Below are 12,289 nucleotides of genomic sequence, written 5' to 3' on the forward strand. Positions count from 1 at the left end.
ATTAAATTCAACGGCCATATTGAATTTTAGGGAGGACAAAAAAAGTGAAAAAATTATTAGCTTCGCTAACAGTAGTATTAGGATTATCAACAGTGGTAGCTTGCTCAAATGAAACAAAAGGAGAACAAGTAACACCTGAAACACCTACTACAGAAGAATCAACAGACACAACAAAAGAAACAGGTAATGACTTAGTTGTTACAATTAATGAACCAGTTTCAATCGAATTCTGGCATGCGATGTCAGGAGATAATGAAAAAGTTGTAAACGAATTAGTTGAAAACTTTAATTCAACAATTGGACAAGAAAAAGGAATTACGGTAACTCCTGTTTATCAAGGAGCTTATAATGATTTAAAATCTAAAACAACAGCCGCTATCAAAGCAAAAAATGCACCAGCTATTTCTCAGGCATATCCTGATTGGGTAGCAGAATATTTACAATCAGGTGCAGTTGTTGCTTTAAATGAATATATCGAACACCCAGAAGTAGGAATCACTGATTTTGAAGATATTGCAGAAGCATATCGCTTAGAAAACAGTCAATATACAACAGATGGAACGTTCTACTCATTACCATTTAATAAATCAACAGAAGTTTTATATTACAATAAAACATTCTTCGAAGAACATGGTTTAACAGTTCCAACAACTTGGACAGAATTAGAAGAAGTTTCTAAACAAATCACTGAAATTACTGGAAAACCAGCTTTCGGATTTGACTCAGCTCAAAATGCGTTCATCACATTAGTTCAACAATTTGGAGGACAATATACAACATCTCAAGGTGAAGTCTTATTCGGTGAAACTGATGCTGCAGTACAAGCATTAGAGATGATTAAACGTAATACAGATGCTGGATATTGGCGTTTACCAGGGGAAGATAAATATATGTCAGGACCATTCGTTTCTGAATTAGTTCATATGTTTATTGGATCAACTTCAGGATCGACTCATGTTGTGAATGATAACTTTGAATGGGATTCTGCTCCAATTCCACAAGTTTCTGACGATACAAAAGCAGTTATCCAACAAGGAACTAATGTTGTTGTTATGAACTTAGGTCAAACTGATGAGCAAGTTTATGCTGCGTATGAGTTTGCTAAATATTTAGGATCTTATGAAGCAAATCTTTTATGGGCAACGAACACAGGATACTTACCAATTCGTCAATCAGTTATTGATTCAGCTGAATATCAAGCGTATATTTCTGAATCAGGAAACTCAACAAAACAAACTGGACCAGCACAAGCAGACTACTACTTCTATGATCCAGCATTCTATACAGATACTTTCTCTTCTTATAATGTGCGTACAGAAGCAGGATTAGCCATTGAACGTGTTGTATTAGAAGGTATGGAACCTGCTGCAGCAGTTGAAGCAGCATTAAAAGCTTTAAAATAATTATAGTGACCAAAACACCGCTATTTAGCGGTGTTTTTTAATGTTAAAATACTTTCCTATTAGTTTTATCGAAATCGTATTTGATAAGCAGATTAGGATAGCAGGAGTTATTATTCTTTTCTTTAAATAATCAATAGAAGGTAGTCTTTTTTTATTTTACTTCGCGAAAGGTTGGATGGAATTTCAGAATTTGTCGTTTTCTGTTATAATGATAGAAGTATGAATTTTGTTAGGAGTTGTTTAAATGTTAGTAGATTTACATATGCATACGTATTATTCAGATGGCTCATTTTCGCCGCGTGAAATGGTTCAATTAGCAAAGAAAAAAGGATTAGGATTGATTTCAGTAACTGATCATAACACCATTGAAGCTCATGAAGAGTTTGAAGCTGCCTGTCAAGAGTTAGAGATGAATTATGTGGTAGGGGTGGAGTTAGACTGTGTGTTTAAAACAAAGTCTGTCCATTTATTAGCCTATAATTTTAACGTGAATGAGGAGTTTTTAGCGATTATTCAAAAATCACGTCATCAGTTAGATCAAATGGGGATTGATTTAGTCAAGTTAATGGAAAAGGATTATCCGCAAGTATCGTCTGAAGATTATGAAAATTATACGTATGACCGTACTAAAGGTGGATTTAAAGGCATTCATTATTTAATGGATCGCGGATTAACGGATAATTTAATGGATGGTTTTAAATTTTACAAAGAATATGAAGTATTTTACTGGAATTATGAGTTTCCTACTGTTGAAGAGGCCATTGTTCAAATTCATGCGTGTGGTGGTAAAGCGGTGCTTGCTCATCCTGGAAAGTATTATCGTTTTACACCATTAGATGAAGTCGTAGAAGATTTTAAACTTCTGGTGTCACAAGGAATTGATGGAATTGAGTGTTACTATCCGATTCATAGTGAAGAGTTGACAGCATGTTGTGTTGAGTTTTGTCAAGAACATGATTTAATGATAACAGTTGGATGTGATTGTCATGGTGAGATGAGTAAAAAAGAGGATGAATATGTGATGGGATGTATTAAAAAAGAGGATTCAGATTTAGTTTTAAAGTTTTAATACAAAATGATATCGCTTTCGACATAAAATAACATTAGCGATTTTTGGCGTGATTTTTGAAAAAATAATGGTACTTTTTCTTTATAAAAAGGAATAATTTATAATATTTTATAGGGTGTAACCGTTTGCTTATGATATTAAAGCTATTGTTTAATATAAAATCTGGTGTTATAGTCTTCTTGTAAAAGATTTTCTAAATTATGTCAGGGGGCACATATTAATGAAAAAGCTAGTATCATTAGGTTTAGTTGCATCGTTATCTTTCGCGGGATTAGTTGCATGTAGTGGGAATGAGTCAGAGACACCAGCTGAAACACCAGCAGGTAGTGACACAACGACTGAAGCACCAGCTGAGACACCGGCAACATCAGGTGAAAAAGTAGAGATTAAATTATGGTTAGATGACGATGATTACGCAGCAGCTATTGAACCAGCAATCGAAGCCGCTTACCCAAACATCGATATCGTTTATGAAAAAGTAGGAGCAGTTGATGCTCGTACAAAATTAGAATTAGACGGTCCTGCAGGGTTAGGTGGAGATGTATTCATTCAACCTCATGATGGAATGAGTGAATCAATCATTTCTAATATCTTATTACCATTAGGATCAGATATGGGAGCAATGATTGAAGAGCGCATGTTAGAAGGAGCTGTGGGAACAGTTAAGAAAGATGGTAACTATTATGGTGTTCCATTAGCAACTGAATCAATTGCGTTATTCTATAATAAAACATTATTAGATGAATATGGATTTGAAGTTGCAACTTCTTTTGAAACAATTAAGGAGCAAGCTGCAGTTTACAACGATAATGCAGCAAATAAATTCTTAATTCGTTGGGAACCAGGTAACTCTTATACGAACCAATTCTTCTTAACTGCAGCAGGATTCCAATTATATGGTGAAAATCATGATGATGCTTCTCAAGTTAACTTAAATACTCAAGAAGTTATCGATGGTTTAACATTCTTCCAATCAATGAAAGAATATTTACCAGTCCCATATGCAGATTTAAATTGGGATACTATCCATGGTGAGTTTATTAAAGGAAACGTTCCTTACATGATCTCTGGACCTTGGTCATTAGCTGAAGCAAAAACTGGAGCTGAAGACAATGGATTTGAATTCGGGGTAACAACTATCCCAACAATCAATGGTGTTCAAGGGGAAACATTCTCAGGAAATATCATTGCTTGCGTTAGTGCATACACACAACACCCAACAGAAGCTAAACAAGTGGTTGACTTCTTAGCATCTGAAGAAGGATTACAAATTATGTATGATGTTCAAGGTAAAATCCCAGCATTAAAAGATTCATCTGTTATTGAAGGTGTAGTAGAAGATCCATATATCGCTGGAATTTTAGCTCAAGCTGAATACTCTCAACCAATGCCAATCTTACCAGAAATGTCAAAATACTGGGGTGCAGCTGAAACAATGTATCGTTCAGTATGGGAAGGTTTAGCAACTCCTGAAGAAGCAGCTGCTAAAGCTTTAGACGATTACAATACTGCATTACAAATGACTGAATAGTTAACACACTTAAAACTCCTCGGATTCCGGGGAGTTTTTTTATGATAAGAAAAAAGGTTGTTCGATGAGAGCAACCTCTTTTTTACATATGTTATTAGGATAAATTTGTAAAGGGTTAACTTGAGAAAGTAACCTTTATCGGGAATTAGCATATCAATATTAAAGAATGAATGTTGATTGGAGTGATGAGTAAATGGATTCTTTAGTGTCAGGTGAAACATTGAAAAATTTAAAAGGGACGAAGACGGAACAAAATTTAAAAAATGCCTTTGCAGGGGAGTCACAAGCAAGAAATAAATATACATTTTATGCAGAAGTTGCAAAGGATGAAGGATATGAACAAATTGCAGCCTTCTTTACAGAAACAGCAGGAAATGAAAAAGAACATGCCGAGATGTGGTATAAACTTTTACATGATGGTGGGTTAGGAACAACAAAAGATAATTTAAAAATAGCAGCCTTTGGAGAAACCGGAGAATCAGAGGATATGTACCCTGATTACGCAAAAATTGCCAAAGAAGAAGGGTTGCCTGAGATTGCTGCTTTATTTGAAGGGGTAGCTAAAATTGAAAATGGACATAGTATTCGTTATTCTAAACTATTAAATAATCTTGAAAATAATCAAGTTTTTGAAAAAAAAAATCCCGTCGTTTGGGAATGCCGAAATTGTGGACATCGTCAAGTTGGTAAAGAAGCTCCAGATTACTGCCCAGTCTGTGGGTATCCAAAAAGCTATTTCCAAATGCCATGCCATAATTATTGATAACAAAAAAGACTTGCTCAAGGGCAAGTCTTTTATTATTTTATTAAATCTACAACTTGTTGAATGACATAATTAAAATCTTCACGATTATTTTCAAAATAGAGATAAATGAATTCATCATCTTTTTCAGCTACAATAAATAGGTCTTGATTGTCACAAACATATAAATTAAAGGATTTGAATTGAGCAAAGAGATAAGGATATATTCTGAATGGATCATGCTGTTTTATTTGTTGAGTAAAGTAATAGTTTAAATAAGTTTGTAGTTGGGAAGATGAAGTTTTAAACGATTTAAAATCTAATTGATGTAAAGAAGAACTCTCACTATAAATTTTTACTTCTTCGAAGATAGGTCCAATATGATTGGAATACTGGCTGTAATAGGTTAAAACCTCATGAGGGGTTAAATCAGCTATTGTGATGATATCTTTGACGTCGACTTCATTATAAGGATGAGACATATCAAAAAAGGCACTCCAAAGAAGTAACAAAAGTGGAAGAATCCAACTTAAGGCATTGAATTTTTTAGTAGACAATTGAAGTGGACTATACTTTTCTAAGACTTCACTTATAAATTGAATACCAAAGGGAAGACCCAGAAATAAAAGTGTTTCTTGAGAGGGTTGTTTATTTAAAAGAATGCCGATGCAACAAAGAGGAAGAACAATCACAACGTTTAGGATAGAGAAAATGGTTGTGATGGTAGGGAGCTGATGCCTGTATTTTTTGAACGAGTCATTAAAGGGGGAAGATTGTAATTCGTTGAAGGTGCATAAATACTTTATATTGATTAGGATTTGAAGAAATAAGGCAATCGAAATGAGTATCATCATCAGGAGAAGCGCAAATGTATCCCAGTTTATTAAAAAATTGAGGTCCATCAGAAAAAACGCTAGAATGAAAGAGATGGCAAGAAGTGATAGAGTCGCGCTGAATAAATCGTGAACAAGATAAGTTTTAAACTGTTTAAATTTCATTTGTTCAATTTTAGGGATGTAGGCAAATACATCGCTAGAATAAAATAAGTAATGTGATTGATAGTGAGCAACATAGTGCCAACCCTCTGTTTCAAATGCATCTAAATATGAGGGGAACTTTTTGTTTAGTTTTTCAATTGTTGAATAAGTATATGGGAAAGTGTCGAAATGGAAAATAACATCTTGAGGTTGTGATTCCTCTAATATAATGTAGGATGAAGAAAAAGATGTTGGAAACCACCCTTCACGTGCTTGTTGCCTTAAAAAAGCATAAAGTTCTAACTCAGATAATTGTTTTATTTTAACCTTCTTCATCATATCATCTCCCTAACGACTTTATTTTACTATAAACTGTAAAAAAAGCGTGCTGTTAAGGTGTGATATAATTAAAAATAAACATTATTAAAGGAGTTATAAAATGGATTATCGAGTGAATAAAGCGATTGAAAAACATTGCAAAGGCTATAATTGTTCTCAGGCTGTTTTGTGTGCCTATCATGATTTAATTGGTTTAGAAGAGGAACAAGCCTTTCGATTAGCTGAAGGATTTGGAAGTGGAATGGGAGGCTTACGTGATACTTGTGGTGCGGTGACGGGAATGTTTATGGCTGCTAGCTATCTAGCATCAGATGGTGATCGTGAGAAAAATGCTTCTCGTAAATCATGCTATGAATTGATTCACACATTAGGAGATAAATTTAAAGAAAAGAATGGCTCTTTAAGGTGTGATGAATTATTGCAATGTGAACAACATAAGCGTCATGAAAAATTATGTACGTCATATGTTGAAGATGCCGCACAACTCCTTGAGGCATACATAAAAAAAACGTCAGTCTAGATGAACTAGATTGACGTTTTTTTTATTATTTTACTTCAGTGTAATAAGCTTTTTCATCTAAACTGTTTTCTGATTTTGCCACAACAACAGCTGTTGCAGAATCTCCAACGACATTTAGGGCCGTCACTAACATTTCAACTGGACGGTTGATTGCTAAGATTAATGAGTAAGCTAGTAAAGCAGCATCATTTTGATATCCCATTCCTGATAATACCGTAAACAAGATAACAGCACCAGCACCAGGAGCAGCAGGCGTTCCGATTGAAGCGATTAAAGCTAGGATAGCGATTAATGAAATACTTCCAAATGTGACTTCATATCCAGCACTTGAAGCGATGAAGATGGCTGCAATGACTTGCATAATGGCAGTTCCGTTCATATTAATAGTCATTCCAAGTGGTAAGATGAATGAAGCAATTTCTTTGTTTACTCCAAGTTCTTCTGTTGTTGTCTTTGTGTTTAAAGGTAATGTTGCAGCAGAAGATGATGTTGAGAATCCAAACATCGCAACTTTAGAGATTTTCTTAACGAATGGCATTGGATTTAAACGAGTTGCAATTAAAATGAATAATGCATAACCAAATACTAAGAAGAATAATAAGGTTAAAACAACTGTTACGACATAAGCTAAGGCAGGTTTCAAGTGTTCAACACCATAAATGGCGAATGTTCTCGTTAATAAGACGAAGATAGCAAATGGACCGAATTTTGTAATTAAGAATGTTAAGAAGACCGTGATAATTTTATTAACATCTTCAAGAAGTTTCTTTAAAACTGAAATTTGATCACCTAAATGATTAATTGATAAACCTGTTACAACAGCTAAGAATACGATTGAAAGAATGCTTCCGTTTGTTGAAAAGACTGATGTAATGTTATTTGGGATAGCTTTAACGAAGATTAATAATGGGTTAGAACCTGTTGTGCCTGTTTGAGCGGTAATATTATCGATGCTTACATTAAAGATTCCAAATTTATTAGCAACTAATCCAACAACACCAGCAAGTAATAAGGCGAAGACTGAAGTTGCTAAGAATCCACCGATTGTTTTGTAAGATAAGCGTCCAAGTGTTTTCGTATCAGAGATACGGCACATTGCTAAAGCAATTGATGTAAATACCATTGGAACAATCACAAGTTGCATTGAATTTAAGAATAATTGACCTAAAATATAGAAGATTCCAAATGCATCTGTTGCTCCTTCAGCACTGATATCTTGGAATAAAATTTTATTAATGGTTGCCCAAAGATCGGCATTGCCACCTGCTAATAAATTTTCACGTAAAATTAAGAATAATGATCCTGTAATTAATCCAGCAACTAAGGCAATTGCCATATGAATCGCTAAACGATTATTTGATTTTTTTTGACGCATTGTTAAATCCTCTCCTCATATAAGATGCTAGGACCCAGTAAAAAAAGCCTTAATTTCATGAAGGATGTCACGAAATTAAGGCTCAAATGAATACAACGATATAAGTAAAAAAGCAACATAGAAGTCATGCATTTTCACACTTTATAAAACGTATTATTTTACCTTAATAGCTTCTCGTGAGCTATCTTAAAGGGTTCCTATTTGTAAATAATATACCGACTAATGATTTTAAAGTCAATAAAAAAGTAGAAATTTAGCGAAAAAAAGACATAAAAATATTTTTTTGAAGGGATGTTGAGTGAAGTAATTTAAATAAATAGATGAATAAAGTCCTAAATTTAATGAGATAGAAGGCTAATGACTAACAAAGAGTGGTACAGATCCTGCTAAATAAGCAGTATATGAATTTATGGATGAACGCAAAGTGATATCATGAGAATATTTTATCAACTAAGTTAAAAGAAATTGGAATTGGAGTGGGTGAAAAAGCAGGAAAAGGTTTAGCAACACCGGATTTTTTTGAAAAATAATTAATTTAAAGAGCGATGATGTCACGCTTTTTGAATATTTTAAGTGTAAGAAGTTTACAATAGAATAAATTTTATGAAAAATGGAAGGGAGTGAAGACGTGTCACATTTAGTTGCAAAAGATGCCTATAAAAGTTTAGAAGAGAGAATTAATAAATACCCTCAAGGAGCTCCAAAAAGTGAAACATTGAATGAAATTTTAAAACTGTTATTTTCTGAACGTGAAGCAGATTTAGTTTCTAAATTACCGGTTCGTCCATTTAACTCAGCAAGAGCCTCGAAGGCGTGGAAATTACCACTAGACGAAACGGAAAAAATCTTAGAAGAACTAGCTTCTCGTGCCATTTTATTAGATATGGAAACAAAAGAAGATCGTCTTTTTATGCTACCTCCTCCAATGGCAGGTTTTTTTGAGTTTTCATTGATGCGAATCGGAAAAAATGTGAATCAAAAAGCATTGGCTGAATTATATTATCAATATTTGAATGTAGAAGAAGATTTTGTTAAGGATTTATTTTACTCAACGGACACCAAACTTGGACGTGTTTATGTCAATGAATCAGTCTTAAGTCGTGAAAATACTGTTTCAATTTTAGATTATGAAAGAGCCTCACACATTATTAAATCGGCTTCACATATTGCCTTAGGTGATTGTTATTGTCGTCATAAGATGTTACATATGAATCAAGCCTGTAATGCTCCACTTGATGTCTGTTTAACGTTTGGTGGTGCGGCCCAATCATTAATTAAGTATGGTTATGCAAGGGAAATTGATGCTTCTGAATGTCTAGACGTTTTAGAGCGTTCCTATGAATATAAACTAGTTCAATGCGGTGAGAATGTTCAAAATAATCCAACCTTTATTTGCAACTGCTGTGGTTGCTGTTGTGAGGCTTTATTAGCAGCGAAAAAGTTTGGAAATCTTCATCCGGTTGAAACAACAAATTTTATTCCATCAATTAATCATGAAACGTGTGTGAAATGTGGACGATGTTTGCGTGATTGTCCAATTGATGCAATTTCGAAAGTAAAAGTCGATGAAGGAAAGTCAACAGAGCGCTTTGAATATCAGGTGAATGAAGAAGTTTGTCTAGGATGTGGTGTTTGTGTAAGCGCTTGTTTTAATAAAAGTATCATGCTTAAAAACCGTGGAAAACGTGTGATCACACCTGTTAATTCTGTCCATCGTGTTGTCTTACAAGCGATTGAAAAAGGGCAGTTACAAGATTTAATTTTCGATAATCAAGCGTTTGGTTCACATCGTGCAATGGCGGCCATCTTACAGGCTATTTTAAACTTACCGCCACTTAAACAAGCGATGGCAAGTGAACAAATGAAATCAAAATACTTAGCTAAATTACTAAAGTAGCTAGGAATGGTTGACTCTAGGGATGTTTTAGTATTCAATAAAAGTTAAAGTGCTAGACTTAGAGGAGATATCATAATGAAAATTTTAGTGTTAAATGGACCAAACTTAAATATGATTGGGATTCGTGAAAAAGGAATTTATGGAAGCCGTAGCTATGCTGATATCGTTGGCTATCTTAAAGAAGAAGGAACAAAGCGTGGTCATGAAATTGAAGTTCTTCAAAGTAATTATGAAGGACAGATCATTGAATGGTTACAAAAGGCATACTTTGAACACTATGATGGCGTGATCATCAATCCAGGTGCCTTTACTCATTATAGCTATGCTCTTCATGATGCTATTAAAGCAATCGCAGATGTGCCAACGGTTGAAGTTCATCTTTCAAATGTCCATGCTCGTGAAGCGTTTCGTCATCAATCAGTTACAGCGCCGGCTTGTATTGGACAAATATGCGGATTTGGTGAGTTTGGATACATTTTAGGAATCATGGCATTAGAAAATAATAAAGCAAAAAATCAAAAATAATCACATTTAACCCTCAAAGTCTGATTAGATTTTGAGGGTTTTTATAAAAAGAAAAGGTTTAGAAGATTAAGAGGCTATCTAAGGACAGTCTTTTTTTGTGATTAAAAATCAAAAAAATCCATATAAAAAGAAATGATTTCGATATTTTTTGTAAGCGCTGTGTGCTAAGATGAGCTTAATAATAAGATTGGATACCTCATCAAGATTAGGAAAAAATTAAGGTTTTATTTCCTATGATTTGGGTAAGTTAGAAAAGATGTTCAAATTTAATAAGGAAGTGAAGCGACATGAAAAAAATCATGCTTGTAATGGGACTGATTTTAATACTAGGAGGATGCCAAAATGTAGAACTCAAAAACGAAGAAAGTGAAAAGCAAACACTAGAAAGTCCACAAGCGGAAAAAGAGCATTTTAGATGGAGTTTAATTTATTAGTTAATGGGGGAGCGGAGATGGGAGCAGTCAAAGTTGATTTGAAGCAGTATATTACGAATGGGTTTGTACGATCAGGGGTTAGTTATTTCGGATATGGGATTATTTTAGGCGTGATAACGGCAGGTTTAGGATATGGAACTTATATCATTCATCAAAAAAATAGTTTAAATCCGGTTCAAGGTTTCTCCCAGATTGTTGGCTATTTATTGCTTGTGATGGTTGGCATTTTAGTATTAGTAACTTTTTCATTACTTTATCACGGGATTAAATTATTTAAACAATTTGTAGCTTTTATGAAATCAGATGAAGTAGTGTTGATTTCACATGAAGAACCGATGTCAATTGGGATTGCGCTTGATTATTTATCAGAGGAAACCATCATTTATGAAAATCGTCAGTTAGTGTTAACTGAAAAACACATTATTATATTAGAGGGGGAACCTTGTATTAAGCCCAAATCCTTATTAAGGGCAGCGAGTCTTGATACTCGTGGATTAAAAGAGGGACAGAGAGCGCGGTTAAATCAATTGAAGACGGTTGTATTAGAATTTAAAAATCATGAATTGAAAAAAGTAAATTGCCACTATATTCAAGAAGCGAATGATATTTTACAAAAATTAAAAGAACAAGGAATTAGAATGATTTAAAGTGTAGAATTTGTATGAAATCGAAAAAAAGCATTGAAGTCTACAATGACTTTAATGCTTTTTTTGATATAATAAATTATATTTTTAATAGAAGAAGGGGTCATTTTCGATGTATCTAATGGCAGGTCGTGTAAGATATAGTGAAGTCGGATTAGATGGGGGCTTGACGCTGCATCATTTAATTAATTATTTCCAAGATTGCAGTACATTTCATTTAGAAGATATTGGCCTTGGGTTGGATTATTTTCAGTCTCAAAACTTAGCTTTCTTTATTTTGTCGTGGCAGATTGAAATTAATCGTCTACCAAAGGAAAGTGAAAAGATTAAAGTCGGAACACAAATTTACGAGTGTAAAGGTTGCTTTGGTTACCGTAATTATGTGTTATATGATGAGGCGGATAACGTCCTAGCTTATGCCAACCTTGGAGGCGTATTTATGGACACGATTTCGGAAAGTTTTGCTAAATTATCAACGGAAGAAATTGCTAAATATCCGATTGAAGAAAAGTTTGAAATGGAGTACTTGCCTCGTAAGATTAAAGCACCAAAGGCAACGGATACATTCCCGAAGGTTACCATTCGCCCGTGTCAAATTGATACAAACGGCCATGTTAATAATAGTCACTATGTAGCATTAGCACTTGAATGCCTTCCGCAAGAGTTAGAGATTAAACGTGTCCGTGTTGAATACAAAAAAGCAGCTAAATGTGGTGATATCATGATTCCAGCATCAGTCTCTTTAGATGGGATATACTATGTATCATTAAATGATGAAGAAGGACATCCCTACGCGATTTTAAGTTTCAACGAGTAAAGGGAATAGGAGAGTT

At 34.1% G+C, this 12,289-nt stretch carries 12 protein-coding genes; 10 read left to right on the forward strand and 2 right to left on the reverse strand.

The window, feature by feature from the left end:
* Positions 1-44 precede the first annotated feature (44 nt).
* From HLK68_RS08980 to rbr, 4 genes are all read left to right on the forward strand, one after another.
* Complete coding sequence (locus HLK68_RS08980) at positions 45-1,403, forward strand: ABC transporter substrate-binding protein (protein WP_006784309.1); 1,359 nt, start codon at positions 45-47, stop codon at positions 1,401-1,403.
* A 244-nt stretch (positions 1,404-1,647) separates the two neighbouring features.
* Positions 1,648-2,472 (forward strand): PHP domain-containing protein, encoded by an 825-nt coding sequence (locus HLK68_RS08985; protein ID WP_006784308.1) that lies wholly within the window; start codon positions 1,648-1,650, stop codon positions 2,470-2,472.
* A 220-nt stretch (positions 2,473-2,692) separates the two neighbouring features.
* Positions 2,693-4,003 (forward strand): sugar ABC transporter substrate-binding protein, encoded by a 1,311-nt coding sequence (locus tag HLK68_RS08990; RefSeq protein WP_055165053.1) that lies wholly within the window; start codon positions 2,693-2,695, stop codon positions 4,001-4,003.
* A 193-nt stretch (positions 4,004-4,196) separates the two neighbouring features.
* On the forward strand, positions 4,197-4,766 hold the full coding sequence (gene rbr, locus HLK68_RS08995; protein WP_006783472.1) for a rubrerythrin: 570 nt from the start codon (positions 4,197-4,199) through the stop codon (positions 4,764-4,766).
* A gap of 35 nt (positions 4,767-4,801) precedes the next feature.
* Here rbr and HLK68_RS09000 read toward each other — a convergent pair whose 3' ends face one another.
* Positions 4,802-6,058: a DUF2812 domain-containing protein gene (locus HLK68_RS09000; RefSeq protein WP_170837674.1), complete on the reverse strand. Its 1,257-nt coding sequence runs from the start codon at positions 6,056-6,058 to the stop codon at positions 4,802-4,804.
* A gap of 103 nt (positions 6,059-6,161) precedes the next feature.
* Here HLK68_RS09000 and HLK68_RS09005 point away from each other — a divergent pair, with 103 nt between their 5' ends.
* On the forward strand, positions 6,162-6,581 hold the full coding sequence (locus HLK68_RS09005) for a C-GCAxxG-C-C family protein (protein WP_006783475.1): 420 nt from the start codon (positions 6,162-6,164) through the stop codon (positions 6,579-6,581).
* 25 nt (positions 6,582-6,606) lie between these two features.
* On the opposite strand, the gene HLK68_RS09010 is transcribed toward HLK68_RS09005, so the two are convergent.
* Complete coding sequence (locus HLK68_RS09010; RefSeq protein ID WP_129821198.1) at positions 6,607-7,956, reverse strand: dicarboxylate/amino acid:cation symporter; 1,350 nt, start codon at positions 7,954-7,956, stop codon at positions 6,607-6,609.
* A gap of 628 nt (positions 7,957-8,584) precedes the next feature.
* On the opposite strand from HLK68_RS09010, the gene HLK68_RS09015 reads away from it, so the two are divergent.
* The 5 genes from HLK68_RS09015 to HLK68_RS09035 all read left to right on the forward strand — a co-directional run bounded on the left by HLK68_RS09015 (position 8,585) and on the right by HLK68_RS09035 (position 12,273).
* Positions 8,585-9,853, forward strand: coding sequence for a 4Fe-4S dicluster domain-containing protein (locus HLK68_RS09015; RefSeq protein WP_238526652.1), 1,269 nt, complete (start codon positions 8,585-8,587; stop codon positions 9,851-9,853).
* Between the two features lie 75 nt (positions 9,854-9,928).
* Positions 9,929-10,378: a type II 3-dehydroquinate dehydratase gene (aroQ, locus tag HLK68_RS09020; RefSeq protein WP_006784968.1), complete on the forward strand. Its 450-nt coding sequence runs from the start codon at positions 9,929-9,931 to the stop codon at positions 10,376-10,378.
* A 287-nt stretch (positions 10,379-10,665) separates the two neighbouring features.
* The gene (locus HLK68_RS09025) at positions 10,666-10,812 is read left to right on the forward strand and encodes a hypothetical protein (RefSeq protein ID WP_170837675.1); all 147 of its coding nucleotides are present in this window, start codon (positions 10,666-10,668) and stop codon (positions 10,810-10,812) included.
* Positions 10,794-11,459 carry a hypothetical protein gene (locus HLK68_RS09030; protein WP_132942939.1) on the forward strand — a complete coding sequence of 222 codons (666 nt, stop codon included), beginning with the start codon at positions 10,794-10,796 and terminating at the stop codon, positions 11,457-11,459. Before HLK68_RS09025 ends, HLK68_RS09030 begins: the two co-directional genes overlap by 19 nt.
* Before the next feature lie 109 nt (positions 11,460-11,568).
* Positions 11,569-12,273: an acyl-[acyl-carrier-protein] thioesterase gene (locus HLK68_RS09035; protein WP_006784971.1), complete on the forward strand. Its 705-nt coding sequence runs from the start codon at positions 11,569-11,571 to the stop codon at positions 12,271-12,273.
* Positions 12,274-12,289 lie beyond the last annotated feature (16 nt).

The organism is Turicibacter sanguinis (assembly GCF_013046825.1).
Taxonomy (GTDB): domain Bacteria; phylum Bacillota_I; class Bacilli_A; order MOL361; family Turicibacteraceae; genus Turicibacter; species Turicibacter sanguinis.